This is a genomic window from Streptomyces sp. SID5464 (genome assembly GCF_009862985.1).
Lineage (GTDB): Bacteria > Actinomycetota > Actinomycetes > Streptomycetales > Streptomycetaceae > Streptomyces > Streptomyces chartreusis_D.
The window spans coordinates 47,563-73,009 of the sequence record NZ_WWIQ01000051.1 but is presented as its reverse complement, the minus strand read 5'-3'; the positions used below and the strand labels follow the sequence as shown (position 1 = coordinate 73,009).

At 71.1% G+C, this 25,447-nt stretch carries 24 protein-coding genes; 12 read left to right on the top strand and 12 right to left on the bottom strand.

Translation table 11 applies throughout. The features are described 5' to 3' along the window. The first annotated feature begins 41 nt into the window (after positions 1 to 41). The 3 genes from GTY47_RS25225 (at position 42) to GTY47_RS25215 (ending at position 2,488) form a co-directional block, all read left to right on the top strand. Positions 42 to 1,136 (top strand): DUF5925 domain-containing protein, encoded by a 1,095-nt coding sequence (locus GTY47_RS25225; protein WP_010046155.1) that lies wholly within the window; start codon positions 42 to 44, stop codon positions 1,134 to 1,136. 101 nt (positions 1,137 to 1,237) lie between these two features. Next, entirely contained in the window at positions 1,238 to 1,633 is a 396-nt protein-coding gene (locus tag GTY47_RS25220; protein WP_010046154.1) for a hypothetical protein, read from the top strand. Positions 1,634 to 1,693: 60 nt separating this feature from the next. Next, the gene (locus GTY47_RS25215) at positions 1,694 to 2,488 is read left to right on the top strand and encodes a DUF72 domain-containing protein (RefSeq protein ID WP_010046151.1); all 795 of its coding nucleotides are present in this window, start codon (positions 1,694 to 1,696) and stop codon (positions 2,486 to 2,488) included. On the opposite strand, the gene GTY47_RS25210 is transcribed toward GTY47_RS25215, so the two are convergent. Then, positions 2,476 to 2,844 (bottom strand): GntR family transcriptional regulator, encoded by a 369-nt coding sequence (locus GTY47_RS25210; protein WP_010046150.1) that lies wholly within the window; start codon positions 2,842 to 2,844, stop codon positions 2,476 to 2,478. The two genes, GTY47_RS25215 and GTY47_RS25210, sit on opposite strands and share 13 nt — an antisense overlap. A gap of 71 nt (positions 2,845 to 2,915) precedes the next feature. On the opposite strand from GTY47_RS25210, the gene GTY47_RS25205 reads away from it, so the two are divergent. Together GTY47_RS25205 and GTY47_RS25200 are read left to right on the top strand one after the other, a co-directional pair. After that, positions 2,916 to 3,839: a GNAT family N-acetyltransferase gene (locus GTY47_RS25205; protein WP_010046149.1), complete on the top strand. Its 924-nt coding sequence runs from the start codon at positions 2,916 to 2,918 to the stop codon at positions 3,837 to 3,839. Further along, entirely contained in the window at positions 3,820 to 4,320 is a 501-nt protein-coding gene (locus GTY47_RS25200; protein WP_010046148.1) for a DUF402 domain-containing protein, read from the top strand. The genes GTY47_RS25205 and GTY47_RS25200 overlap by 20 nt, the downstream gene beginning before the upstream one ends. On the opposite strand, the gene GTY47_RS25195 is transcribed toward GTY47_RS25200, so the two are convergent. Then, complete coding sequence (locus GTY47_RS25195) at positions 4,279 to 4,950, bottom strand: class I SAM-dependent methyltransferase (protein WP_040904094.1); 672 nt, start codon at positions 4,948 to 4,950, stop codon at positions 4,279 to 4,281. The genes GTY47_RS25200 and GTY47_RS25195 overlap by 42 nt on opposite strands. 140 nt (positions 4,951 to 5,090) lie before the next feature. Between GTY47_RS25195 and GTY47_RS41690 the strand changes: the two genes are divergently transcribed. Beyond that, the gene (locus tag GTY47_RS41690) at positions 5,091 to 5,225 is read left to right on the top strand and encodes a hypothetical protein (protein ID WP_010046145.1); all 135 of its coding nucleotides are present in this window, start codon (positions 5,091 to 5,093) and stop codon (positions 5,223 to 5,225) included. Between the two features lie 254 nt (positions 5,226 to 5,479). Then, entirely contained in the window at positions 5,480 to 6,481 is a 1,002-nt protein-coding gene (locus GTY47_RS25190; RefSeq protein ID WP_010046142.1) for a lytic polysaccharide monooxygenase, read from the top strand. Between the two features lie 79 nt (positions 6,482 to 6,560). Here the strand turns inward: GTY47_RS25190 and GTY47_RS25185 are convergent, their stop codons facing one another. After that, positions 6,561 to 7,421, bottom strand: a complete 861-nt coding sequence (locus tag GTY47_RS25185; RefSeq protein WP_010046141.1) for an alpha/beta fold hydrolase — start codon at positions 7,419 to 7,421, stop codon at positions 6,561 to 6,563. A 172-nt stretch (positions 7,422 to 7,593) separates the two neighbouring features. After that, entirely contained in the window at positions 7,594 to 8,040 is a 447-nt protein-coding gene (locus tag GTY47_RS25180) for a MarR family winged helix-turn-helix transcriptional regulator (protein ID WP_029181613.1), read from the bottom strand. An 81-nt stretch (positions 8,041 to 8,121) separates the two neighbouring features. Between GTY47_RS25180 and GTY47_RS25175 the strand changes: the two genes are divergently transcribed. Further along, positions 8,122 to 8,496, top strand: a complete 375-nt coding sequence (locus GTY47_RS25175; protein WP_029181612.1) for a cupin domain-containing protein — start codon at positions 8,122 to 8,124, stop codon at positions 8,494 to 8,496. A gap of 16 nt (positions 8,497 to 8,512) precedes the next feature. Here the strand turns inward: GTY47_RS25175 and GTY47_RS25170 are convergent, their stop codons facing one another. The 5 genes from GTY47_RS25170 to GTY47_RS25150 all read right to left on the bottom strand — a co-directional run bounded on the left by GTY47_RS25170 (position 8,513) and on the right by GTY47_RS25150 (position 17,020). Next, positions 8,513 to 9,496, bottom strand: a complete 984-nt coding sequence (locus GTY47_RS25170) for a hypothetical protein (protein ID WP_010046132.1) — start codon at positions 9,494 to 9,496, stop codon at positions 8,513 to 8,515. Beyond that, complete coding sequence (locus tag GTY47_RS25165; protein ID WP_010046130.1) at positions 9,493 to 12,942, bottom strand: DNA polymerase III subunit alpha; 3,450 nt, start codon at positions 12,940 to 12,942, stop codon at positions 9,493 to 9,495. The genes GTY47_RS25170 and GTY47_RS25165 overlap by 4 nt, the downstream gene beginning before the upstream one ends. 208 nt (positions 12,943 to 13,150) lie before the next feature. Further along, positions 13,151 to 14,233 (bottom strand): S1 family peptidase, encoded by a 1,083-nt coding sequence (locus GTY47_RS25160; RefSeq protein WP_010046128.1) that lies wholly within the window; start codon positions 14,231 to 14,233, stop codon positions 13,151 to 13,153. Between the two features lie 398 nt (positions 14,234 to 14,631). After that, a complete protein-coding gene (locus GTY47_RS25155) occupies positions 14,632 to 15,537 on the bottom strand; it encodes a S1 family peptidase (RefSeq protein WP_010046126.1) in 906 nt (301 codons plus the stop codon). A gap of 253 nt (positions 15,538 to 15,790) precedes the next feature. Continuing rightward, a complete protein-coding gene (locus GTY47_RS25150; RefSeq protein WP_173937319.1) occupies positions 15,791 to 17,020 on the bottom strand; it encodes a DUF5685 family protein in 1,230 nt (409 codons plus the stop codon). Positions 17,021 to 17,308: 288 nt separating this feature from the next. Between GTY47_RS25150 and GTY47_RS25145 the strand changes: the two genes are divergently transcribed. Next, entirely contained in the window at positions 17,309 to 17,746 is a 438-nt protein-coding gene (locus tag GTY47_RS25145; protein WP_010046122.1) for a cell division protein SepF, read from the top strand. 37 nt (positions 17,747 to 17,783) lie between these two features. Here GTY47_RS25145 and GTY47_RS25140 read toward each other — a convergent pair whose 3' ends face one another. Together GTY47_RS25140 and GTY47_RS25135 are read right to left on the bottom strand one after the other, a co-directional pair. Next, positions 17,784 to 18,974 carry an acyl-CoA dehydrogenase family protein gene (locus GTY47_RS25140; protein ID WP_010046114.1) on the bottom strand — a complete coding sequence of 397 codons (1,191 nt, stop codon included), beginning with the start codon at positions 18,972 to 18,974 and terminating at the stop codon, positions 17,784 to 17,786. Positions 18,975 to 19,105: 131 nt separating this feature from the next. Beyond that, positions 19,106 to 20,707, bottom strand: coding sequence for an MFS transporter (locus GTY47_RS25135; protein ID WP_010046112.1), 1,602 nt, complete (start codon positions 20,705 to 20,707; stop codon positions 19,106 to 19,108). A 263-nt stretch (positions 20,708 to 20,970) separates the two neighbouring features. Here GTY47_RS25135 and GTY47_RS25130 point away from each other — a divergent pair, with 263 nt between their 5' ends. Both GTY47_RS25130 and GTY47_RS25125 read left to right on the top strand, forming a co-directional pair. Then, positions 20,971 to 22,140, top strand: coding sequence for a mannosyltransferase family protein (locus GTY47_RS25130; protein WP_010046111.1), 1,170 nt, complete (start codon positions 20,971 to 20,973; stop codon positions 22,138 to 22,140). Between the two features lie 227 nt (positions 22,141 to 22,367). Next, positions 22,368 to 23,369: a phosphatase PAP2 family protein gene (locus tag GTY47_RS25125; RefSeq protein WP_010046110.1), complete on the top strand. Its 1,002-nt coding sequence runs from the start codon at positions 22,368 to 22,370 to the stop codon at positions 23,367 to 23,369. An 87-nt stretch (positions 23,370 to 23,456) separates the two neighbouring features. Here GTY47_RS25125 and GTY47_RS25120 read toward each other — a convergent pair whose 3' ends face one another. Beyond that, positions 23,457 to 23,672, bottom strand: coding sequence for an I78 family peptidase inhibitor (locus GTY47_RS25120; RefSeq protein WP_010046109.1), 216 nt, complete (start codon positions 23,670 to 23,672; stop codon positions 23,457 to 23,459). 439 nt (positions 23,673 to 24,111) lie between these two features. Here GTY47_RS25120 and GTY47_RS25115 point away from each other — a divergent pair. Next, on the top strand, positions 24,112 to 25,447 hold a 1,336-nt coding region (locus tag GTY47_RS25115; RefSeq protein WP_040904090.1), incomplete at its 3' end, for a cbb3-type cytochrome c oxidase subunit I.

Genomic DNA, 25,447 nt, shown 5'->3' with positions numbered 1-25,447 from the left:
AACCGGGTGCACGCGGCGCTCCCGTGCCGGATCATGGCGGCATGTCTGGAAACCCGCACGAGGCGCTGCCGATCCGGCTCACCGTCGACGACTCCGACTCCCCGTCCGATGTCGTCGACGCGCTGTTCCTCGGCCGCTTCGCGACGGGCGAGCAGCCGTACTCCCACGCGGTGAACATCGACCGCGTACGGTCCGGGGCGACGCTGATGCCGTCCGGTGCCCGCGTGCTGCGCGTCGCCCGGGACGACGACCGCAGCGCGACGCTCGCCGAGGGCGACGGCTGGACGCTGCTGATCTCCCGCTGGAACCGGGGCGCCGACGTCACGGTGACGGCGACCAGCGCCGAGCTGGCCAAGAAGGTCCTCGACCAGGCCACGGACGGCGCGGCGGACGAGCCCGAACCGCAGCCGGAGAACGTCACCATGGGCTTCTGGTACGTCTCCCCGCGCCGCGGCCCGCACCGCACCACGCGCCAGATCGCGGCGGGCACCTGGGACGAGGTCCGGCCCAACTACACGGCGCCGGTGGCGGACGCCATGGACCGCCTGATGAAGACGACCCCCGAGGACATCTCGGGCCGGCTTCTCCTCCTGCACGGCCCGCCGGGCACCGGCAAGACGTCGGCGCTGCGCACCCTCGCCCGTTCCTGGCGGGACTGGTGCCAGGTGGACTGCGTCCTGGACCCCGAGCGGCTGTTCAGTGACGTCGGCTATCTGATGGACATCGCGATCGGCGAGGAGGACGCGGCGGGCAAGGGCCGCTGGCGGCTGCTGCTCCTGGAGGACTGCGACGAGCTGATCCGCGGCGAGGCCAAGCACACGGCGGGCCAGGCGCTGTCGCGGCTGCTGAACCTGACGGACGGGCTGCTCGGCCAGGGCCGCAACGTCCTGGTGGGGGTCACGACCAACGAGGACCTGGAGCGCCTGCACCCCGCCGTCGTCCGGCCCGGCCGCTGCCTCGCCCGGATCGAGGTGGGTCCGCTGACCCGCGCGGAGGCCGTGAGCTGGCTGGGCCGCGAGGACGGCGTCGGCCGCGAGGGCGCGACGCTGGCCGAGCTGTACGCGCTGCGCCGGGGCACGTCCCCGACGGCCCTGCCGGAGCCGCGCGGGGACGCCGACGCGGGGCTGTATCTGTAGCCCGGTTCGCACACAACCGCCTCTCACCTCCCTGTTACCCAGGCGTGCCAAGGTACGGGGAGCGGCGGCACCGCGCTTCGCCGGGACCGAGGAGGGCTCTGATGGCACACACGGCACCCACCGTGTTCAGCGAATCCACCCACCGCCTCGCGCGGTGGGTCCTGCCCGTCGTCCTCGGTCTCGTCTACGGCAACTGGGTGGCGGTGAACCGGCGTCACGGTGGTCCGATCACCGGACCGGACGTGGCGTCGGGGGTGTGGAGCGCGCTCGCCTTCACGGCCGTCTGCATCGCCGTGGTCCAGGTGACCCGGCGCCTGAGGCGCGACCTGCACGCGCTGCACGCGCTCGTGCGGGCCGTCTTCGCCGGCGCCGCGCTGGGGTTCCTCTACAGCCAGACCGGTGACGACCTCCGTCCGGTGGTCATCACGTCGGTGCTGGTCACGGCAGCCGTCTTCCTGCTGCTGTTCTACCGCTTCCACACGCGCGCCGACGGGTAGCGGCCCGGAGGCCCGGGTCGCCACCGCCCCCTCCGGGGCGTGCGGTGTTTTGATGGGTCTATGACCCTGTTCGTCGGCACGTCCGGGTGGCAGTACAAGGACTGGCGGGACGTCCTGTACCCGTCCGGGCTGCCGATGCGGCTCTGGCTCGAGGAGTACGCGGAGCACTTCGCCACCGTGGAGATCAACAACGCCTTCTACCGGCTGCCGGCCCGGGAGACGTTCGAGGACTGGCGCGGCCGGGTGCCCGCGGACTTCGTGGTCGCGGTCAAGGCGAGCCGCTATCTGACCCACATCAAACGGCTCAAGGACCCCGAGGAGCCGGTCGACCGCCTGATGAGCCACGCGGCGGGCCTCGGTGACCGCCTCGGCCCGGTCCTGCTCCAGCTCCCGCCCAACCTGCGCGCCGACCCGGGCCTCCTGGACGCCTGCCTCTGCTGCTTCCCCGCCTCGGCCCGGGTCGCGGTCGAGCCCCGCCACGACTCGTGGTGGACGCCGCAGGTCCGCAGGGTCCTGGAGTCCCGGCACGCGGCCCTGTGCTGGGCCGACGTCCTGGCGCGCCCCGCGACGCCGCTGTGGCGCACCACCGACTGGGGCTACGTCCGCTTCCACCAGGGCCGCGCCCGGCCCTGGCCCCACTACGGCCGCCGCTCCCTCGCCACCTGGCTCGACCGCATCGCCACGACCTGGTCCGGTGGCGAGGACGTCTACGCGTACTTCAACAACGACCCGGGCGGTGCGGCGGTGGAGGACGCGATGACGTTCGCACGGCTGGGACGATCGGCGGGCGTGGAGATCACCCGGACACCTGGGCGTCTGGCGCAGGCCGGCTGGGCAACGCCCTACTCCCCGTAAGCCGCCCGCAGGGCGTCCCGCACCGCGGCGAGCGCCGCGTCCTCCCCCTGCCCGAGCCTGCGGGCCCGCTCCGCGTACGCCTGGGCGGCGAGCGCCAGCTCCCGGTCCGCCGCCGAGCCGGCGGCGGCCACGAACGTGCCGTGCCGTCCCCGCGTCTCGATCACGCCGTCCGCCTCCAGCGCGCGGTACGCCTTGGCGACCGTGTTCGCGGCGAGCCCCAGCGACTCGGCCAGCCCCCGCACGGTCGGCAGCCGGTACCCCACCGGCAGCTCACCCGACCGCGCCTGCTCGGAGATCCGCGCCCGCACCTGCTCGTACGGCGGAGCACTGTCGTCGATGTCGATCTTCAAGGTCACAGGCCGATTGTCCCGTACCCGACGGAAAATGGGAGGCACCCCGGGCGCGCTCCCCCGTAGCGTGCGCCTCCATGACCGTGATCGTGCGCGACCTGCGACCCGATGTCCGAGCCGACGCCGAGGGGTTCTCCCACACCCGCCGGCTCGCCCTGCCCTACATGCTGTCCACCCCCGAGTCCGTGGTGCACACCCTGGTCCACGCCCACCCGGACGCCCACTTCGGACAGCTCGTCGCCGAGGAGGACGGTGAGATCATCGGCACGGCCCAGATCAGCGTCGCCCACGACAGCCCGGAACCCGGGCAGGGCTCCGCCAACATCTACGTGCACCCCGACCGCAGGCACCGCGGCGCCGGTTCGCTCCTGCTGCGCACCGCCGAGGAGCGTCTGGCCTCGCTGGGCGTCAGGAAGCTGTTCGCGTGGGTGCTGGACGAGCCGGACAACCTCGCCTTCGCCGAGCGGCACGGCTTCCGGGCCAGTCGTTCCGCCTACTTCATGCGCCTGGACCTGGCCGGCCCGCTGCCGCCCCGCCAGGACCCGCCGGCGGGCGTCGAGCTGCGCACGGCCGCCGACTTCGCGGACGACCCGCGCCCGATGTTCGAACTGGACGCGGAGACGGTGTCGGACGAACCGAGCGACATCGAGGCCGAGTTCACGGACTACGAGGCCTGGCTGGAGGAGACCTGGAAGCACCCGCTCCTCAACCGGGACCTGACCACGGTCGCGGTCGTCGACGGCCACCCGGCCGCCTTCAGCGTGGCGTACACGGACGGTACCCGTTACGGCACCGCCATGACCGGCACCGCCCGGGCCTTCCGCGGCCGGGGCCTGGCGAAGCTGGCCAAGAACGACTCCCTGCACCGGGCCCGTGCCGCCGGGTACACGGAGGCGTTCACCGGCAACGACACCGGCAACGAACCGATGATCGCCATCAACAAGTGGTTCGGCTACGAGATCTGCGCGAAGGAAGTGCGTTATGTCCGTGAACTCGGCTGACCGGTCCGGCCGGCTGGACGTCGTGCTCGTCAAGGCGGGCCGTACGAAGATCCGCTACACCGGCGAGCTCCTGGCGGACGACGGCACCCGCGTCGCGGTCCGGGCCCCGTGGGCAGGCAGCGGCGTACGCGACTTCGGCTTCGTCCGCTTCGAGCCCGGGGACGTCTTCACGGAGTACTACTGGCGTGACCGCTGGTACGCGGTGAAGGAGGTCCGCTCCGCCACGGGCGCGCTGAAGGGCTGGTACTGCGACATCACCCGCCCCGCCGCGCGCTCCGGCCCGGAGCTCGTCGTGGAGGACCTCGACCTGGATCTGTGGGTCTCCGCGGACGGCACGGACGTACGACGCCTGGACGAGGACGAGTTCGCCGACAGCGGCCTCACCGAGCGGGACCCCGGGGCGGCAGCAGCCGCACGCTCCGCGCTCGACGAACTGGAGTCACTGGCCCGCGGCGGGGGCCTCACCGCGCTCCTGGCCTGAATCCCCGCTCACGGCCACCACCGCGTACCGCTCGTCGGTCACCTCCGCGCCCCACAGCAGCGGATCGCCGGACAGCCGCTCCACGCTCACCTGCCCGGCGATCGGCGCGAGGAGACCGGTGAGCCGCTCCGCCGGTATCCCGACCGGCTCGACCGTCCCCCACACGCCCTCGACCAGCACGAGCCGTCCTCCCGGCCGCAGCAGCCCGGCCCAGTGCCGCAGGGCGCGGCCGGGGTCGGGCAGGGCCCACAGGACATGCCGTACGAGCACGGCGTCGAAGCGCTGCTCCCCGACGGGCGGTGCCGCCGCGTCACCGACGAGGAACACCGCGTCACGCCCGGCCAGCTTCTGCCGGGCGAGCGCCACCATCGCCGGGGCGAGGTCCACGCCCGTCACCCGGTGTCCCTGTTCGGACGCGAGGAGCGACAGACTGCCGGTGCCGCAGCCGAGATCGAGGACGTCGCCAGGCCGCCCGGGCAGCCAGGAGCGCAGCCGCGCGGCCCAGGCCCGGCGCACCTCCGGGTCGCGCAGGCCGTGGTCCGGCTCCTCGTCGAAGGAGGCCGCCCGCGCGTCCCAGTCCACGTCGGCGCCGGTGTTCGCCGAGGTCATGCCGTCACTGTCGTTCGCCATGGACCCAAGAGTGACACCCGCCACTGACACTCGAATCGTGACAGCCGCCACTGACAGACCAGGAGCGATGAGGAACTCTCCCCCGAAAGGTCTACCTCCGTGAGAACGCGGAACCCGGTAGACCCTTTAAGGAGGCAGCCATGCGCCGTGTGACCGTGCAGAAGCCCCTGAAGAAGACGGACGTCCGCCGGGCCCGCGAGGAGGCCGACGAGCGCCCCGCGGGACGCCCGGAAGTCCGCAAGGACATCGCACGCACGTGGTGGCCGGACGCCTGAGCGGCCGGCAACCGATCATGAGACGCGTCGGCCGCCGCCGTCACGCACACCTTTCCGCCGTCCCGTTCGTGTCGCGCACGGTAGCTACCTGATGCCAGTCTGAGCGCTCCCTTAACGCGGCCATAAGGATCTCCCTCACCCGCCCTCAGCAGGCGGTTCCACGGTTCTCAGGGGCTAGCTTCGGATCACCCCCACGGGATCCGGCCCACCCGGGCCCGGCCCTGTCCCCCTGTTCCGTTCCGAGGAGTTCCCGCATGCCCGCACGCCGCACGGCAGTCACCGTCACCGCCCTCGGCGCCCTCCCGCTCGCCCTGACCGGACCGGCCGTCACGCCGGCGGCCGCGCACGGTTCGATGGGCGACCCGGTCAGCCGGGTCTCGCAGTGCTACGCCGAGGGCCCGGAGAGCCCGAAGTCGGCCGCGTGCGAGGCGGCGGTCGCGGCGGGCGGCACGCAGGCCCTCTACGACTGGAACGGCATCCGTATCGGGGACGCCGGCGGGCGGCACCAGCAGCTCATCCCGGACGGCAAGCTGTGCAGCGCGGACAACGAGCAGTTCAAGGGGCTCGACCTGGCCCGCGCCGACTGGCCGGCGACCGGGGTGCGCGGCGGCGCGCACACCTTCAGGTACCGCGTGACGGCCCCTCACAAGGGCACGTTCAAGGTGTACATCACCAAGCCCGGCTACGACCCGGCCAAGCCGCTCGCCTGGAACGACCTGGATCTGGAGCACCCGGTCGCGACGGCAACCGACCCGGCGGCCACGGGCGGTTTCTACACCTTCTCCGGCAGCCTGCCCGAGCGCTCCGGCAGGCATCTGCTGTACGCGGTCTGGCAGCGGTCGGACAGCCCGGAGGCGTTCTACTCCTGCTCGGACGTCACCTTCGGCGGCGGCGACAGCGCGGCAGGCGGCACCGCCCCGGTCCCCACGGCCTCCGCTCCCACCAAGGAGCAGATCGAGGCGGGCAACGACAAGTCGACCATCGAGCACCACGGCCACGGCGACAACGACCCCAGCACCTCGGCCGAGCCGGCCGCCGCCCCGGAGAACCCCGCCCCGAACCGGCTCAAGGCGGCCGAGGCCGCTCCCGCCCGGCCGAAGGCGGCCGGCGCCACGGAGAACCTCGCCGAGACCGGCGGCGACAGCAGCACCCCGTACCTCGCGATCGCCGGCGCGGCCACGCTGGCGCTCGGCTCGTCGGCCCTGTTCCTGTCGGCCCGGCGCCGGGCCGTGAGCAGCGCCCGGCACGGCCGCTGACCGAGGTCGCCGCCCCGTGACCCGGGGCCTGTCCGGCGGCTCAGGCCGGACAGGTCCCGAAACGTTTCCCCTACACGTGTCAGTCGAACGCCGACGCACAGGTGGTGGGCTCGGCCCGTGCCGGGTCGAGGGCGTTGGCCACCTCGTGGAACACGACCCGGTCCAGCAACCCGACGGCCACGTGCTCGGACAGGTCGACCGGACACAGGTCCTGGAGCAGGACGTTGCGCACGTCGGGCCCGCTCAGGTACTGGCTGCGCCAGGGCGTGACCACCTCGTCGTACCGGGTGGCGATGACGGTGTACCGCACGCCGGGCACGGTGTCGCCGCCCGCGTTGAGCCGCTTGAGGAAGTCGGAGCCGGTGACCTGGTCGGCGAGGGCCGGGGTGGTCTTCGCCAGCAGGTCCCCGGCGCCCGGGAAGTAGGGCAGCAGGTTGGTGAAGCCGTTCAGGTCGGTGCCGTGGTTGCTGGGCGCGATGCCGACCAGGGCGTTCACCTCGGCGGCGCCACCGAGGAACCGCAGGTACCAGCGGGGCATCATGCCGCCCTGCGAGTGTCCGACGATGTCGGTCTCGGCGGCGCCGGTGGCGGTGAGCACCCTGCCGACGAAGTCCTTCAGCTGGACGGCTGACTTCTCGACGGGTCCGAGGCCGTGGAAGAAGGGGACGCCGTCGAGCTGTCCGTAGTCGAGGGAGAAGACGCAGTAGCCCCGGACCTTCAGATAGGGGGCGAGCCCCAGCCAGTTGTCGACGGAGTTCCCGAGGGTGCCGTGGACGAGGACGACGGGGCGGGGATGGGCGGTGGACGGCTTGCAGTCGTAGTCGTTCCAGCCGGAGCTCGGGGCGCCGGCGGCCTGGGCGGAGGTGGCGGGGACGGTGACGGCCGCGGCGGTCAGCAGCAGCGCGGCCAGGGGTCTGAGCGCTCGTTTCCAGGGCAGCATCGGGTGATCTCCTTGCGGCTCAAGGGAGGTGCGACGGCACGACGCCCTGTGATCCGGATCACGAGGATGCTGTTCACTCGTCAAGTTACGGGCGAGTAGTCAAACTGGGAAGTTACGTGTCAGTAAAAACTTCCAGTGGTAACCGACGACGGTGGGCCCACCTGACACCCTTTCACCAGGCAGGCCGAATGGGCCCGTGCGGAGCGATCCGCAGCAATCGCTCCCCGAGCGCCCGCACTTCCCCCTCCCCCAGCACGTCCCCCCACTCCCGCACGACTTCGGCGGCCGCCTCCTCCGCCGCCCGCGTGCAGTCCCACCCCCGACCGGTCAGCACGACCAGGCGCGCCCGGGCGTCCTCCGGGTGCGGCCGCCGCTCGGCGTACCCCTTGCGCACCATTTCATCGACGAGCTGACTGGCGGCCTGCTTGGTCACCCCGAGGTGGGCGGCCAGGTCGGTGACCGTCGCACCGTCCGGGGCGAGCCGGGCGAAGGCGAAGCCGTGCGCGGGCCGCACCCCCTCGAAACCGCGCGCGACCACACCCTCATGGATGCGTTGCGTGAGCCCGCCGGCGACGGCGAGCAGGGCGGCGGACAGGCCCATGGCCTCGGAGTTCTGCACACACGCATTGAAACACCCTTGACTCATTGGTCAAGCCGCTTGACCATATAGTCAAGCAGCTTGACCAATATGGAGGCCGTCATGCCCGTCATCCGCTCGTCCGAAGCCGTCACCCACGAGATCCACGGAGCCCGTTTCGTCTCGTACGCCACCCCGCTGAGCGGCAGTAAGGAGCTGTGCGCGTGGCGCGGTGAGATCCCCGCCGGCCTGAAGGCGCCGACGCACACCGTCAACCGGGAGGAGATCTTCCATCTGCTCGACGGCGAACTGCTGATCACCCTCGACGGCCGCACCGAGCGGATCGTCGCGGGCGACACGGTGATCATCAACCCCGGCGCCACCCTGACCGTCGAGAACCCCACGGACCGGACCGCGTACTCCTGGGTCACCACCTCGATCGGCCTGGAGGCACGTTTCGCCGACGGCACGCACATCGCGCCGCCGTGGGCCAACTGACGTCACGCGGAAGGATCTACGCCGCCAGCCCTCCTAGTCCCCCGGGCATCACCGCCCGCGGGCCGAACTTCGCTCGCGCGCGGTCCGCGACCTCCTCGATACGGCGGACCTTCTCGTCCACGAGGTCGAAGGTCAGCTGGTGGGAGGCCTGGTCGGCGGGGTCGAGCCCCTCGGCGCGCAAGGCGATCGCACGGACCCGGGCGCGTTGCAGTCCGAGCGCTTCGTACATGCCGTACGCGGCTCTGCTCAGGTCCGGCGAGTGCGCGGTCGGCTCGGTGAGCTTCCGGCTGCGGGTCGTGGCCGAGCGGTCGGCGTAGCGCACGGTGAGGGTGAGCGTGCGGCACACCTTCTCCAGGGCGCGCAGCCGGGCGCCGATCTCCTCGGCGGCCGACAGCAGGGCACGCCGGTGCCGGTCCGGGTCCAGTTCGTCGCGATCGAAGGGGCGTTCCGTAGCGAGGGAGCGGGAAACCGCGTTCGGGACGACCCGGCCGCGGTCGACGCCGTTCGCCTTCTCGTGCAGTTCGCGGCCGGTCTTCGCACCGACCAGCCGCTGGAGCGTGGACAGCGGCGCGGCGGCGACCCGGCCGAGGGTGTCGAGGCCGTAGTCGCCCAGCGTACGGGCGGTCGCGGCGCCCACGCCGGGCAGCGCGGCGACGGGCTTGTCCGCGAGGAACTCCGCGACGGCGTCCCGTTCCTCGGGCACCGCACACGTCACCCCGGGCACGGCGTCGCGCAGCGCCATGCGGGCCAGCATCGGCCCGGGTCCGGCACCGATCACGCAGTCGACGCCGTACAGCGCGAGCGAGCGCACCCTGATCACCGAGGCCAGCTGGACGGCGTCCCGCCCGAAGTACCGCTCGGCGCCGCCCAGGTCGGCCAGCGCCCCGTCCGGTGGCAGGGCCTGGACGACGGGGGTGAACTCCTCGAGCATGCCGAGCAGTCGGGGCAGGTCGGCCTCGCGCGTCGGAGGCAGCTGGAAACGTACGCAGAGGATGGTCATCCCGCACTCCCCGGGCTCTGGTGCCACAACTTTCCTCCCACCGCGGGCCCTTCGCCCGCGGGACGCAGATCGGCCCAGGGGTGCATCTCGTACCCCGTGGGCATGCGGATCTTCCGCTGCTCCGCCGGATCCTGGGCCCCGGAGCCCGCCGCCCCCTCGCCGACGTCACCGGAATCGGCACCGGCACCGGCCAACCGGGCCGCGACCCCCTCCAGGCCTTCCTCCCGGCGCACCTCCAGCAGTTCCGCCAGGTTCCAGGCGGCGGCGCCCACCACGCTGAGGCTGCGCGGGCCGCGCCGCTGCACCACCCCCCGCACCAGCAGCAGCCAGGAGTGGAAGACGGTGTGGGCGCAGGCGTCGTGGGAGTCGTCGAAGAAGGCGAGGTCGACCAGGCCCGTGCCGTCGTCCAGGGTGCTGAAGATGACCCGCTTGCCGGACCGGATCGGCGGCGTCTGGGTAGCCGCCTTGGCGCCCGCGACCAGCACCGTCTCCCCGTGCCGGGCCTCGCGCAGCCGGCGCGCTGACACCACGCCCAGCTCGTCGAGGAACGCCCGGTGATCGTCCATCAGATTGCGCGAGGCGTCCATGGACAGCACGCCCAGCTCGGCACTGAGCCGCTCCGACGAGGTGAGGTCGGGCAGCCCGGCCGGTGCGGTCTTCCGCCCGCCGGCCAACGGGAGCTGGCCACCGCCCGCGCCCCGCGCGCCCCGGTGCAACTCGGTCAGATGCAGTTGCAGATCACGGCGGTTGGCGCCGAACGCGTCCAGCGCGCCCACCTGCGCGAGCCGCTGGGCCAGCGGACGGCTGGGTCGGCCCCGTTCCCAGAAGTCGACCAGCGAGGCGTACGGCTGGCCCTCGGCGATCCGCGACGCCTCGGCCTCACTGATGCCGTGCACATCGGAGAGCGCCAGTCGCAGCCCCCACTTACCGGACACCAGTTCGATACGGTGTGCGACGCCCGACGCGTTCACATCCAACGGCAGCACCGGTACCCCGCGCCGCCGCGCGTCCGCCAGCAGCAACCGCTTCGGGTACATCCCGGGATCGTGCGTCAGCAGCCCCGCGTAGAAGGCGGCCGGATGATGCGCTTTCAGCCACGCCGACTGGTACGTCGGCACGGCGAAGGCGACCGCGTGGGCCTTGCAGAAGCCGTACGACCCGAAGGCCTCGATGATCTCCCAGGTCCGCTGAATCGTTTCCGCGTCATATCCGTTCGCCGCCGCGTGCTGCGCGAACCACACCTTGATCCGCCCTTGCGACTCCGGATCCGACAGCCCGCGCCGCACCCGGTCCGCCTCCCCGCGCCCGCAGCCGGTCATGATGTCGACGATGTCGATGATCTGCTCGTGGAAGACGACGACCCCGTACGTCTCCTTCAGCGGCTCTTCCAGGTCCGGGTGCGGATAGCGGATCGGCGCCCGCCCGTGCCGCGCCTCGATGAACGGCCGCACCATGTCGGCGGCGACCGGCCCGGGCCGGAACAGCGAGATGTCGACGACGAGATCGTGGAAGCCGGCCGGCTGGAGCCGCCCGACCAGGTCCCGCTGCCCCGGCGACTCGATCTGGAAGCAGCCGAGCGTCTCGGTGGACCGGATCAGCCGGTACGTCTCCGGATCCCCCGGCGGCAGGGCGTCCAGATCGACCCGGACGCCCGACGCCCGCTCCACTTCCGCCACGGCGTGCGCCATCGCCGACTGCATCCGCACCCCCAGCACGTCCAGCTTCAGCAACCCGAGGTCCTCGACGTCGTCCTTGTCGAACTGCGACATGGGAAAGCCCTCGCCACTGGTCGGCATGACCGGCGTACGCTCCAGCAGGGAGGCGTCGGACAGCAGCACCCCGCACGGGTGCATGGCCACACCGCGCGGCAGCGCGTCCAGCGCCTCGACCAGCTCCCACAGCCTCCCGTACCTCTCCTTCTCGCCCGCCAGCGCACGCAGTTCGGGCAGTTCTTCCAGCGCGGCGCGGGCGTCCCGCGCCCGGATGTGCGGAAAGGACTTGGCCACCCGGTCGATCTCGGCCGGGTCCATGGACAGGGCGGCCCCCACGTCACGGATCGCGTGCCGCACGCGATACGTCTCCGGCATCGCGACCGTCGCGACCCGCTCGGTGCCGAACCGGTCGATGATCGCGCGGTAGACCTCCAGCCGGCGCGCGGACTCCACGTCGATGTCGATGTCGGGCAGCACGACCCGCTCCTTGGACAGGAACCGCTCCATCAGCAGCCGGTGCTCGATCGGATCGGCGTGCGCGATCCCGAGCAGATGGTTGACGAGCGATCCCGCACCGGACCCGCGGGCGGCGACCCGGATGCCCATCTCCCGCACGTCGTCGACCACTTGGGCCACGGTCAGAAAGTAGGACGCGAAGCCGTGGTGGGCGATGATGTCCAGCTCATGGTGCATCCGCTCCCAGTACTCCCGCCGCCGGTCGTACCCGAGCAGCACCATCCCCGCCGCCGCCCGCGAGGCCAGCGTCCGCTGGGCGGTACGGCGGCCGGCGCCGACCAGATGCGGCTCGGGGAAGTGGACGGTGCCGATCCCGAGGTCGTCCTCGGGGTCGACCAGGCACTCGGCGGCCGTGGCCTCGGTCTGCTCCACCAGCCGGTGAGCGGTGCCCCGCCGGAACCCGGCGGCCTCCACGATCCGCTCCGCCGCCCCGAACATGGCGTCCGCGCCCTTGAGCCAGGCCTCACCGGAGTCCAGCTCCTTGGTCGGGTCGACGGGCACCAGCCGGCGCGCGGCGTCCAGCACGTCGGCGACCGGCCCCAGCCCCGGGTCGGCGTACCGTACGGCGTTGCTGAGCACGGGCCGGATCCGCTGCTCGGCGGCGAACCCGACGGTCCGGGCGGCCAACCGCAGGGAGCCGGGCCCCGTGCCTTTCCGGCCATGCCAGACGGCCTCCAGCCGCAGGGCGTCGCCGTAGACCTCCCGCCAGGGCACGAGCAGTCGCGCCGCACGGTCGGGGCGCCCGGCGGCCAGGGCACGCCCCACATCCGAATCAGGCCCGAGCAGCACGGTCACGCCCTCGGCGTGACGGCGCTCCCAGGGCAGCACGGGCGTCCCCTCCCCCTCATGCACCGCAGAGACGAGCCGGCACAGCCCGGCCCACCCACGAGCACCGTCCCGGGCGAGGAAGACCACCCGGGGGGCCGACTCGTCGACGAAGGCGCCACCGCGCACGGGAGTCCGGCGCCGACCCCTCCCGACCCCGGGCTCGGGGCGCTCCGCCCCCGCCACCGCCAGATCCGCCCCGAACACCGGACGGACCCCCGCCTTCGCACAGGCCTTGGCGAACCGGACGGCACCGGCGAGCGTGTCGCGATCAGTGAGAGCCAGGGCGTCCATGCCCCGCTCGGAGGCACGCTCGGCCAGCCGCTCCGGATGCGAGGCTCCATACCGCAACGAGAACCCGGAGACGGTGTGCAGATGCGTGAACCCCGGCACACGCACCTCCCGCACTCGTGAACCACACCGGCTCTCGAACATCTGTTCCCAGCTACCTCACCCCCACCATAGACCAATTCTCGAATACATGTGCGACATCCGCTCGACCCCGCCCCACCTGCGCAAACACAGCCGCGAGGCATGCCGCACACACGAAAGTCCCGCCCCTCACACGAGGGGCGGGACTTCACGAACCCGGAACCAGAACTCAGCCGATCTCGGTCCCGGTCGCCGACAGCGCCTCCGTCACAGGCTGGAAGAACGTCTCCCCACCGGACGTGCAGTCACCACTGCCACCGGACGTCAGCCCGATCGCGTTGCTGCCCGAGAAGAGCGAGCCACCACTGTCACCGGGCTCCGCGCACACGTCGGTCTGGATCAGACCGTTCACGATGTCGCCGTTGCCGTAGTTCACGGTGGCGTCCAGCCCCGTGACCTTCCCGTCGTGCACCTGGGTCGTCGAACCGCTCCGCGTGACCTCCATGCCGACCGTCGCCTCGGCGGCACCCGTGATCTTCTGCGTCGAGCCGTTGTAGAGGTTCACCTCACTCGGGTGAGCCACGTCCGCGGTGTACTTGACCAGCCCGTAGTCGTTGCCCGGGAAGCTGGAGTCCGCGTTGGTGCCGATCTCCTTGCCGCTGGAGTCCGACCACGTCGAGATGCCCTCGGTGCAGTGCCCGGCGGTCAGGAAGAACGGCTCGCCGCCCTTGACCACGTTGAAGCCGAGCGAGCAGCGGCCACTGCCACCGGTGATCGCGTCGCCACCGGCGATGAAGGGCTTGTACTCGCCCTTCGTCCGCTTGAGTTCGGCCTTCGCACCGAGCCCGTCGACGACCTTCGTCAGCTTCGCCCACTCGGCCTTGGACACCGTACGGTCGGCGGTGACGACGATCTTGTTGGTCGTCGGGTCGGTCACCCAGGAGGTGCCCGGGATCGTCGCGTCCTGCTTCAGCGTGCCGCGGGCGCTCTTCAGTTCGGCGAGCGAGTTCGCCACGACTCTCGCCTTGGCTCCGGCCTTCTCGACGGCCTCGGCCGCGGCCTCGTCGAGCACGTTCACCACGAGGTTCTTGCTCTTCGTGTCGTAGTACGTGCCCGCCGCGTCGGCGCCCAGGTCCTCGGCCAGCGTCGAGGCGAGCTTTCCGGCCGCCGTGACCGACAGGGTCCGGGGCGCGGAGGCCTCCGGGGTCTCGCTCGCGTTCGCAGTCTGGAAGGTGACTCCCGCGGCGACCAGTGCGGCGATACCCGCACCTGCCACGGCTGCACGCCGCTTGGGTATGCGTCGGTGCTTCAACTCACGTCCTCCTGTGGGGGGTCGGCCCGAGAGGTTGTGGGGACCTCGCGAACCGGAAGGCTTTGTTGACGAGCGCCCACTATTCCGAGGACGACGGGGGGCACACAAGGTCGAGTTCAGGACGCGCGTAGATTGCCGACCGCACGCCCCCTCATTTTGACCGTGCACGGTCAAATCGGACCCAACTCCCACCCGCTTCACGCGCGTTCACAGTGCAAACATTACGCGTGAGTAATGTGTGCCCACTCTGTGAGGTCTGGCCATGGCTGAAAATCATCTGTCCGGTCAGCCCACGACAACCCCAACAAAACGGAAGAACCCCCGCATAAAACGGAGAGACCCCCGCACGCGATGCGTGCGGGGGAACAGAACTCAGCCTGCTGCCGACCGGGACCGGCCTAGTACACGCTGACCCCGTAGGCGCTCAGGGCCTCCGTGACCGGCTGGAAGAACGTCGTACCGCCGGAGGAGCAGTTGCCGCTGCCGCCGGAGGTCAGACCGTACGCGACGCCGTTGCTGCCGTAGAGCGAACCGCCGGAGTCACCGGGCTCGGCGCAGACGTTGGTCTGGATCAGGCCGGAGACGATGTCCCCGCCGCCGTAGTTCACGGTGGCGTTGAGGGCGGTGACACGGCCGCTGTGCGTACCGGTCGTGGAGCCGTCGCGGATGACGGTCGTGCCCACGCTCGGGGTGGCCGCGCGCGTGATGTCCACGCCGTTCGCGGTGCCGGGACGGCTGACGGAGCCGCTGTAGCGGACGAGGCCGTAGTCGTTGCCCGGGAAGCTGGAGCCGGCGGTCGAGCCGATGACCGTGGTGCGGGCGGAGTTGGAGTACCAGGTGCCCGCGCCGTCGGTGCAGTGACCGGCGGTCAGGAAGTATTCGGTGCCGTTGCCGGCACGGACGTTGAAGCCGAGGGAGCAGCGCCAGCTACTCGCATAGATGGCGTCGCCGCCCTGGATGAGCTTGTTGAACTTGCCGGGGGTGCGCTTGATCGTGAGTGCGTCGGCGTTGGCGCCGGCCTGCTGCTTGATCTTCGCTATCTCGGCCTGGCTGACCGTGCTGTCGACGGTCAGGAGCACGCGGTTGGTCTTGCTGTCGACGGCCCAGGCGGTGCCCGGGATGTCGGCCTTCAGGATCGAGCCGCTGGCGCTCTTGAGCTCGGTGGCGCTGAAGGTGGCGGGGGTGTCGGACGCGTTCGCGCTGGGGATCGCGATCGCGGCGGCGGCAACGAGGCCGGTGGAAACGGCGATCAGCCGGGTCCGTCTCGAAATGCCACTGCGGGGGGTGGTGCGCTTGATCCTCACTTTTCGTTCCTCCACAAAGGAAGTCGGGGGCCCTCGTGGGGTTTCGGGCCCGTGAGGCGCAGTCCGGGGCGAGGCGGCCCGGATTCCGAATCCGCCGTGCCCCTGACAAGCGCTGTGGGGGAGTATTCGGCCGAACGGCCGGTAGGCGCAAGAGGGCCTTTCGGCCGTGCCCTTCTGAACCACCTGTCACAAAGCCGCGAAACGGCAGGCGAGCGCGCCCGGGGGCAGCAGCACGCCCTTCACAGGGGGCGGGTCAGCCGTCGCAGGGGCAGCAGCAGTCGCATCCGTCGCAGTCGCAATCCCGGCAGCAGCCCTCGCGCTTCTTGCGGGACCACGGCCCCTCGTATTCCTTGGCACAGCACAGCTTGCAGGTGCAGCACAGCAGCCAGAACATCCCGCAGCCGGCCCAGAACCCGCGTCGCCCCCGGGGCGGCTGGGGCACCGGCGCGCCACCGCCGAGACCACCATCGCCGTACCCCCCTCCCCCACCTGCGTAGGGGTTTCCGCCACCGCCCGCATACGGATTCTGCGCAGAGCCGTGCGGCCCCTGGCCGTACGGACCCTGAGGCGGCTGCTGTCCGTACGGCCCGCCCTGATGTGACGCGCACACCGGCACCGTGCCGAACGCCCGGTCCACCGAGCGCCGTAGTTCGTGCACCAACAGCAGATGCACGAGCTTCGCGTCGGCGAACTCGGTGTCACGCAGGGCGAGCCCCACCCCGTGCACCGCGTCGTCGGCGAGCCGTCGGGCCTCCGCGAGGGAGGTGCCGGTCGCGGCGATCGGGTTCCACGCGCCTGACGCAGCGTCAGCGTGCAGGTCCTCCACGGCATCCAGCAGGTGGGCCAGCCGGCCGAAGAGCCGGCCGGCCTCGGCGAGCGGCCCGGCGTTGTGCGGCCGGCCGGCGAGGACCGCCGTGTGCGCGAAGGCGGCGGCCGTCGCGGTCTCGGTCGGCTCGGTGACCACCAGGATCGGCGTGCCGGGTCCGGCGAGCGCCTCGATGCCGCTCTGCCGGTCCACGGCGTCGACCAGGACGGCCGTGTCGAATCCGACGGCGGAGCCGGTGCGCGCCCCGGCGCGGTCCCAGCCCGAGGCGACCCGGCGCGCGGCGCGCGCGACCGGCGCGCGGGCCAGCAGTCCATCGCCGTCGGCGACGTGGTCGCGCACCTTGGCGGAGGCGAGCACCAGCGACACGGCGGCCGCGAGCCGGGCTCCCTCACCGTGCGCGACGGACGCGGTACGCATCCCGCGCAACGGACACGGCCCCGCCGTACGCCGCCCCGCACCGCTCGACGTTCCGGTCGCCCGGCCCGCCTGAGCCTCCGTCAACACCGAGACGAGAAGCCCGTCATAGTTCGTCACGATGCGCGCGAGCTGTCCGTGCTCCCCGCGCAACGCGAGACACAGCCCACACAAATGCGCCATCCACTGGGCCGTGAGGCTCTCCCCGAGCCGGTGCCGACAGGGCCTGACCATTCCGAACACCGATGTCCCCCGTGCTCCGTACGACGTTTGGCGCCGCATGGTATCGGCCACCGCGTTCACCCGTACGCACCGCTCATCACCCGTACGCCGCGAAGAATCGTATTTCACTCACAGTCAGCAGTCGTTTACGACAAGGCCCTTGGGAAACACGGACTCTCGACGGATTCGCTGTGCACCAGTACCGTCACAAACCCCCCGTGCGGCGTCTATCCACTTGGCGCGCCATCCGCATCATGGACGACCATAGGGATGCGGAAAGCAGAAAGACCGCTGTGAGAGGAGGCGTCCATGGGATCGGTACGCAAGGCAAGTGCCTGGCTTGGCCTCGTCGACGACAACGAAGACGAGCGTTACTACGACGACGACTACTCCGACGGGACCGAGCCCGGGGAGGCCTGGGTCACCGATCCGCGCGTCAAGGTGGCCTCGGACGTCGCCGAGGAGAGGGGTCGCCGCATCGGCACGGTGACCCCGGACAGCTTCCGGGACGCGCGCGCCATCGGCGAGCTGTTCCGCGAGGGCGTGCCGGTCATCATGAACCTCACGGCCATGGACGCCGGCGACGCCAAGCGCGTGGTCGACTTCGCGGCCGGACTGATCTTCGGCCTGCGCGGTTCGATCGAGCGGGTGTCGACCCGCGTGTTCCTGCTGACCCCCGCCAACACGGAGATCGTGAACGGCGACCCGGCCGCGCACCGCACGGACGGCTTCTTCAACCAGAGCTGAGGCAGGGCCGCTCACCGGCCCTGCCCCCGCGCACGGTTCACCGGAAGGCGTCGAGTCCGGTGAGCGCCTTGCCCAGCACGAGCTGGTGCATCTCGACGGTGCCCTCGTAGGTGAGCACCGACTCGAGGTTGGTCGCGTGCCGCATCACGGGGTATTCGAGCGAGATCCCGTTGGCGCCGAGAATGGTGCGGGCCGTGCGGCAGATCTCGATCGCCTCTCGTACGTTGTTGAGCTTGCCGAAGCTGACCTGCTCGGGACGCAGGCGGCCGGCGTCCATACGCCGCCCCAGGTGATGGGCGAGCAGAATTCCCTTGTGCAGTTCGACCGCCATGTCGGCGAGTTTGGCCTGGGTGAGCTGGAAGCCGCCGATGGGCCGCCCGAACTGCTCCCGCGACTTCGCGTAGTCGACCGCGGCCTCGAAGCAACTGCGGGCCGCGCCCATGGCGCCCCAGACGATCCCGTACCGGGCGTGCGACAGACAGCTGAGCGGTCCGCGCAGGCCGGTGCCCTCCGGCAGTACGGCGTCGGCGGGCAGCCGTACCTCGTCGAGGACGAGTTCGCTGGTGACGGAGGCCCTGAGGGACCACTTGTGCTTGATCTCGGGGGCGGAGAACCCGGCGCTGTCCGTCGGCACGACGAACCCGCGGATCCCGTCCTCGGTCTGCGCCCACACGACGGCGACGCCGGCGACCGACCCGTTGGTGATCCACATCTTGCGGCCGTTGAGGACCCAGTCCGTGCCGTCGCGCTTGGCGTACGTCCGCATGGAAGCCGGGTCGGATCCGTGGTCGGGCTCGGTCAGCCCGAAGCACCCGATGACCTCGCCGGCGGCCATTCGGGGCAGCCACTGCTGCTTCTGCGCTTCACTGCCGAACCGGTGGATCGCGTACATGGCGAGGGAGCCCTGCACGGAGACGAGGGACCGGATCCCGGAGTCGGCGGCCTCCAGCTCCAGGCAGGCGAGCCCGTACTGCACGGCGGACGCCCCGGCGCAGCCGTACCCCTTCAGGGACATCCCCAGGGCGCCGAGCTCCCCGAGCTCCCGAGCGAGCTCCCGGATCTCCGGCAGCTCCCCCTTCTCATACCACTCGGCGACATGCGGCAGCACCCGGTCCGCGGCCCAGGCCCGCACGGTGTCCCTGATCCCGAGATCCTCCGGTTCCAGGAGTTCGTCCAGCCCGAGGGGGTCGGCGGGGTCGAAGGGAGGAAGCTTGGACGACTCGGACATGCGAACACCCTCCGAAACTCTTTAACTAGCACTGCTAGCCAAGACGCTACGACGCCTGCCCACCCCCGCACCACCCGTAGCTGCGAACTGAGGAGCAGAGGTCGCCCGCGGGTGGCACCTCGCCGCCGGCGTCACACCGAGACGCGGGACTCCGCGGCGTCCCTCGGTGCAGGAACCTCCACCGCACCAGCGTCCTCACACTGCATGACCCGCGGCAAACGCAACGCCATCACCGCCCCGAGCAGCAACAACCCCGCACTCACCAGCAACGTCACATGCAGCCCGTGCACGAACGCATCCCGGGCGGCATGACGCAGAGCAACTCCCGCCACCCCGCCCAGCTGCGCGGCAACCTCGTACGCCTCCCCCAGCGAATGCCCCGCCGAGGAGGACGCCGCCTCCGGCACCCCCGGCACGCCCGACAGCCCGGGCGCGTACGCCGCGTTCATCACCGTGCCGAGCAGCGCGATCCCGATCCCCGCCCCCAGCTGGTACGACGTCTCCCCGATCGCCGCCGCCCCGCCGGCCTGCTCCTGCGGCGCCTCGCTCAGCATCGACTCGTACGCCCCGAACAGCGTCGTCTCCAGCCCGAAGCCGAGCAGCACGAACCCGGTCAGCATCAGCGCGCAGTCGTCCGTCCGGCCCAGCGCCGTCAGCAGCACCACCGCGAACGCCGTCAGACAGAACCCGAAGCACACCATCCGCCGCGGACCGAACCGCCGCAGCATCCGCGCCCCGGCCAGCCCGGCCGCCATCGCCGCGAACGTCAGCGGCAGCAGCCGCAGCCCCGTCTCCAGCGGCGACAGACCGAGCACCAGCTGGAGGTACTGCGCGGCGATCAGTTCGAGCCCGACCAGCGCGAGCATGGCCAGCACGATGCACCCGACGGACGTGCTGAACGCCGGCCGGGCGAACATCCTGAGGTCGACCAGCGGATGCGCCCGCCGCCGCTGCCGCCGTACGAACGCGACCAGCAGCGCGGCGCCCACCACCAGCGGCAGCACGGTGAGCAGGCTCCCCACCGACTCCCCGCCGCCGAGCCGCTTGACGCCCAGCACCATCCCGAACAGCCCGATCGCCGCCATCAGCGCGCCGACCACGTCCCAGGGCCCTTCGCCGTCGCCCTTCGACTCGGGCAGCAGCAGTCGCCCGACCGGGAGGCTGACCAGCATCAACGGGATGTTGACGAGGAACACCGAGCCCCACCAGAAGTGCTCCAGCAGGAAGCCGCCGAGCAGCGGTCCGACCGCCGCGCCCACCGCGGCCACGGCGCTCCAGATGCCGATCGCGAGCGCCCGCTCGCGCCGGTCCGGGAAGACCTGCCGCAGGATCGACAGGGTCGCCGGCATGATCATCGCGCCGCCCACGCCGAGCAGCGCCCGCGCCACGATCAGTACCTGGGCGTTGTCCGCCAGGGCCGCCAGGCCGGAGGCGACGCCGAACAGCGCGTACCCGAGGAGCAGGACCCTTCGGCGGCCGACGCGGTCGCCCAGCGTGCCGAACAGGATCAGCAGCGAGGCGCAGACGAGCGGATAGACGTCGACGATCCAGAGCAGCTCTATCCCGCCGGGCTTCAGGTCCTCGGTGACGGCGGGGACCGCCACGTGCAGCACGGTGGCGTCGACGGCGACCAGCAGCAGGCTGACGCAGAGGACGACCAGGACCACCCAGCGGTTGGCACCGGCCCCGGCCGCCCGACGGCGCAGCGCAGCGGCCGTGGTCGTCCCGGACATGTACGTACCTCCCAGATGTTCCCTCGCGATCGGCGGGCTCACGGGGTGGGGGACGCCCCCGCGACTCGGCCGGAGAGGAGCGGTGGTCTCCGGCCCGCGCAAACGAAAAGCGAGTGACACGTCAGAGTACGCGAGTCCGCGCCGGAGCCGAGTGGCGGACCTCTCACCCGTCCGGCGGAAAGGTGTGGCGTACGCCACTCCCCTCTCCACCGTCCACGCCCCGGGCGGCCGGCCGGTTCCCGCTCGGGTCGATAATCGGGCCCGTGACCGATCTTGAGACGCGCGCGGCCCCGTCCCGCGCCGGGGCGCTGCACCGGGCGGCCCCGGCGCTCCTCGGGTACGCGGCCGTCCGTGCCCTGGGCCTCGTCACCCTGGCCCTGTGGAGCGCGGCGCGCGACAAGAGCGCGTACACGCTGCTGACCGCTCGCTGGGACGCGCTCTGGTACACCAGGGTCGCCGAGCTCGGCTACGGCTACGAAGTGCGCGTGGCGAACGGGGACGTGCACTCGAACCTCGCGTTCTTCCCGCTGCTGCCCTGGCTGGAGCGCCTGGTGGCGGCGGTGTCCCCGCTGTCGTACGCGGACGGCGGATTCCTGGTCAGCCTGCTCGCCTCGATCGCCGCGGCCTGGGGGATCTTCGCGGTCGCGGACCATGTGTACGGCCGCCGGGCCGGGGTCTGCGCGGTGCTGCTGTGGGCGGTGCTCCCGGTCGGGATCGTGCAGTCGATGGCGTACAGCGAGTCGCTGTTCACGGCGCTCGCCGCGTGGTCGCTGTACGCGGTTCTGACGGGCCGCTGGGTGACCGCGGGCACGCTGGCCCTGCTCGCGGGACTGACCCGCCCGGTCGGGATGGCCGCGGTGGCCGCGGTCTGGGTGGCGGGGATCGCCTCCTTCGCGCGGGAGCCGAGCGTCGGCGACGCCGACGGTCCCGGCCCTCGCGCCCGCCGCGTCCTCGGCATGCTGCTCGCCCCCCTCGGCACCGCCGGATACGTGCTGTGGGTGGGCCACCGCACCGGCAAGGGTCCGCTCGGCTATCTCGACGTGCAGGCGGGGTGGCGCAACGGCTTCGACGGGGGGTACGCCTTCGCCCGGTTCGTCGCCGAGAAGTTCACGTCGTTCCCCTCGGCTCTGGCCGGAGCCGGGCTGATCGCCGGGGTCGTGTCAGTCGTATGGCTGTATGTGGCCGGTGTACGTCAGCGCCAGCCGCTGCCGGTGCTGGTCTACACCGGAGCAGTCACCGCGCTCGCCCTGTGCGCGTCGAGCTACTTCGGCTCGAAACCGCGCCTGCTGATGCCCGCCTTCCCGCTGCTGCTGCCCCTCGCCCTTACCCTGGCCCGGCTGCGTATCCGCAGGTCAGCGCTGGTGCTGGGGGCGGTGGCGGTCGCCTCGGCGGTGTACGGGGCGTGCTGGCTGAACGGTTCGGGTCCCCCCTGACCCGCTGTGAGCATTCGGAGAATTCCGCACCATGCCCCGGTGAACGAATTCAAAAGCTCAATAAAACCCGCATCCGGAATGATCAAAGGAATTGAAGGCTGCGGGGCCCGGCGATTACGGATTCGCTGGAAATAAACCTCCTCCTGAGAGGAATCCCACATCACATCGTCATCACAAAGCCGTTGATTCGACAGGGATCCGAGCTCACTCGCTGTAACGTCGATTGGGTGCGTACCGAACCGAAGCTCACCCGTCTGGACCGGGTGTTCGCCCGGCTGGACCGTGAGCCGGAACGACCGGCCCACATCGATGTGCCGAAGATGAGCAGGCACCGCATCGTGCTCTTCGCGGCGACCCTGGCCTTCTACGGCGCGATCGTGTGGGCCGTGATCATCACGTCCTGGCTGGTGCGGCTCGACTGGCAGGTCATGTTCTTCCGGCCGTACCAGCAGTGGTCGGAGATCCACTGGTTCGTCGACTACTACGTGGTGCTCGGCCAGCGCGGCCCCACCGCCGTGATGGTCGCGGCCTGGCTGGGCTGGCGCTCCTGGCGGCAGCACACCCTGCGCCCGCTCCTCGCCCTCGGCGTCTCGCTGCTCCTGCTGAACATCACGGTCGGCGCCGCCAAGTACGGCATGGGCCGCCTGGGACCGCACTACGCGACCGTGATCGGCTCGAACGAGATGTGGCGCGGCGGCGATATATTTCCGAGCGGTCACACCGCCAACGGTGTCGTGACCTGGGGCATCCTGGCCTATCTGGCCTCCACCCCGAGAGCCCGCCGCTGGCTGTCCGCCGTGTCCGCGGTGACCTCGCTCGGCGTCGGGATGGCCACCGTCTACCTCGGTACGCACTGGCTGAGCGATGTGCTGCTGGGCTGGGCCGCGGGGCTGCTGATCCTGCTCGCCCTGCCGTGGTTCGAGCCGCTGATCGCCCGTGCCGAGGCGAGGATCTTCGACCTGCGCGACCGCTGGCGGGCCCGCCGGAGCCGGTCGGCGCCGGCCACCGCACCGGTCAGCGCGCCGCCCGTGGTGGTCACGCCGCTGCCCGGCGACCGCGACGACGTCGCGGCCCGCTCCCCCCGGGCCCCGGCCTACCTGGCTCCGGGGCCGCACACGGCCCGCTCGGAGCGCACGCCGATCACCCCCGCGGGCAGCCGCCGCCCGCCGCACACGGAGCGGCACCCCCGCGGCTCGGCGTCCTCGGCCCGCCCCGTGACGGGCGGCTGACGACGGACGGCGGGGTGGGTGCGCACACCCCGTCCTGGCACGGCGAAGGCCCCGGTCCTGGAGCGGAACCGGGGCCTTCGCGGCGTCTCAGCCCTTCCAGGCCCGCGCCACCCGGCCGCCCCTCACCTCGAAGTTCAGCCGGCCGACGCGGTACTCCATCGTGATGATCGCCCCCGGCGGCAGCGAGCGCACCGTCGGCCAGCCGCGCTCGCGCGCGAGGTGCTCGGCCCGGTCGGCCTCCAGGCCGACGTAGGTGTCCGGGCTGTCGTCGGGTTCCGCGGATGGTGTCGGAATCGGTGCCATGCCGCCACGCTATGCCGTGCCCGGCGACCGCGGAAGTCCGGGCCTGTGACCCCGGTTCCTGTCCCTCCTCTGTCCCTCCCCTGTCACGCTTCTGTCACAAGATCACGAGAGGAGTTTCGGACGCGGTGCGTCACACGGACGAGCGGTTTCGTAGGCCTTCCGCAGGTATTCGATCGCAATTTCCGCGTGTCACATGAGCCCATGGAAAAGCCCGGCGGAAAGTTCCGGGAGAAGTGACCTCGGGGCCCCATTCCATTCCGGCACCGCACCGGGCCGGCGGAGCCGCCGCCGCACAGGAAATGCATGGCTCCGGCACAGAGAGGCCGGTACGCCCCCTGTCGGAGCGCTCGGTGACGCGAGCATCATGGCGTGAGCTCGCGAGTACGCGGCGCGGGCTTCGGCGGGCCCGGCACGCGATGAGCGAAGGGGCGAGCGAGCGATGGGGACGCAGACCGTACAGGCGACGGCTCGGCCCGTGCCGAGGACGAAGCACGGGCGGGTGGTGGTCGACTGGCTGACCACGACGGACCACAAGAAGATCGGTCACCTCTACCTGATCACGTCGTTCGTGTTCTTCCTGATCGCCGGAGTGATGGCGCTGCTGATGCGCGCCGAGCTGGCCCGCCCCGGCCTCCAGATCATCAACAACGAGCAGTTCAACCAGGCGTTCACCCTGCACGGCACGATCATGCTGCTGCTGTTCGCGACGCCGACCTTCGCGGGCTTCGCGAACGAGCTGATGCCGCTGCAGATCGGCGCGCCCGACGTCGCCTTCCCTCGGCTGAACATGCTCTCGTACTGGCTGTTCCTGTTCGGCGGGCTGATCGTGCTGGGCTCGCTGCTGGTGCCCTCCGGACCGGCCGACTTCGGGTGGTTCGCCTATGCCCCGCTCAACAGCGCGGAGCGCACGCCGGGACTCGGGGCCGACCTGTGGATCATGGGCCTGGCGCTGTCCGGCTTCGGGACGATCCTCGGCGCGGTCAACTTCATCACCACCATCATCGGGATGCGCGCGCCCGGCATGACGATGTTCCGGATGCCGATCTTCGTCTGGAACACGCTGTTCACGTCGATCCTGATCCTGATGGCGTTCCCCGTGCTGGCGGCGGCGCTGCTGGTACTGGAGGCGGACCGGCGGTTCGGCGCGCAGGTCTTCGACGCCACCAACGGCGGGGCGATCCTGTGGCAGCACCTGTTCTGGTTCTTCGGCCATCCCGAGGTGTACATCATCGCGCTGCCGTTCTTCGGCATCATCACGGAGATCATCCCGGTCTTCAGCCGCAAGCCGATGTTCGGCTATCTCACGCTGGTCGGCGCGACGATGGCGATCACCGGCCTGTCGGTGGTGGTGTGGGCGCACCACATGTTCGCGACGGGCGCGGTGCTGCTGCCGTTCTTCTCCTTCATGAGCTTCCTGATCGCGGTGCCGACGGGTGTGAAGTTCTTCAACTGGACCGGCACGATGCTCAAGGGCTCGCTGTCCTTCGAGACGCCGATGCTGTGGGCGACGGGCTTCCTGGTGACGTTCCTGTTCGGCGGGCTGACCGGGGTGATCCTGGCGTCGCCGCCGATGGACTTCCACGTGACGGACACGTACTTCGTGGTGGCGCACTTCCACTACGTGGTCTTCGGCACGGTCGTCTTCGCGATCTTCGCCGGCTTCTACTTCTGGTGGCCGAAGTTCACCGGGAAGATGCTCGACGAGCGACTCGGCAAGATCCAGTTCTGGACGCTCTTCACCGGCTTCCACACCACGTTCCTGGTGCAGCACTGGC

What these genes read in the sequence shown, in the direction of transcription:
- GTY47_RS25140 (WP_010046114.1), bottom strand. Translation starts at nt 18,974, where the DNA reads ATGTCCGAGTCGTCCAAGCTTCCTCCCTTCGACCCCGCCGACCCCCTC.
- GTY47_RS25135 (WP_010046112.1), bottom strand. Translation starts at nt 20,707, where the DNA reads ATGTCCGGGACGACCACGGCCGCTGCGCTGCGCCGTCGGGCGGCCGGG.
- GTY47_RS25215 (WP_010046151.1), top strand. Translation starts at nt 1,694, where the DNA reads ATGACCCTGTTCGTCGGCACGTCCGGGTGGCAGTACAAGGACTGGCGG.
- GTY47_RS25205 (WP_010046149.1), top strand. Translation starts at nt 2,916, where the DNA reads ATGACCGTGATCGTGCGCGACCTGCGACCCGATGTCCGAGCCGACGCC.
- GTY47_RS25200 (WP_010046148.1), top strand. Translation starts at nt 3,820, where the DNA reads ATGTCCGTGAACTCGGCTGACCGGTCCGGCCGGCTGGACGTCGTGCTC.
- GTY47_RS25120 (WP_010046109.1), bottom strand. Translation starts at nt 23,672, where the DNA reads ATGGCACCGATTCCGACACCATCCGCGGAACCCGACGACAGCCCGGAC.
- GTY47_RS41690 (WP_010046145.1), top strand. Translation starts at nt 5,091, where the DNA reads ATGCGCCGTGTGACCGTGCAGAAGCCCCTGAAGAAGACGGACGTCCGC.
- GTY47_RS25170 (WP_010046132.1), bottom strand. Translation starts at nt 9,496, where the DNA reads ATGACCATCCTCTGCGTACGTTTCCAGCTGCCTCCGACGCGCGAGGCC.
- GTY47_RS25175 (WP_029181612.1), top strand. Translation starts at nt 8,122, where the DNA reads ATGCCCGTCATCCGCTCGTCCGAAGCCGTCACCCACGAGATCCACGGA.
- GTY47_RS25225 (WP_010046155.1), top strand. Translation starts at nt 42, where the DNA reads ATGTCTGGAAACCCGCACGAGGCGCTGCCGATCCGGCTCACCGTCGAC.
- GTY47_RS25220 (WP_010046154.1), top strand. Translation starts at nt 1,238, where the DNA reads ATGGCACACACGGCACCCACCGTGTTCAGCGAATCCACCCACCGCCTC.
- GTY47_RS25195 (WP_040904094.1), bottom strand. Translation starts at nt 4,950, where the DNA reads ATGGCGAACGACAGTGACGGCATGACCTCGGCGAACACCGGCGCCGAC.
- GTY47_RS25145 (WP_010046122.1), top strand. Translation starts at nt 17,309, where the DNA reads ATGGGATCGGTACGCAAGGCAAGTGCCTGGCTTGGCCTCGTCGACGAC.
- GTY47_RS25190 (WP_010046142.1), top strand. Translation starts at nt 5,480, where the DNA reads ATGCCCGCACGCCGCACGGCAGTCACCGTCACCGCCCTCGGCGCCCTC.
- GTY47_RS25185 (WP_010046141.1), bottom strand. Translation starts at nt 7,421, where the DNA reads ATGCTGCCCTGGAAACGAGCGCTCAGACCCCTGGCCGCGCTGCTGCTG.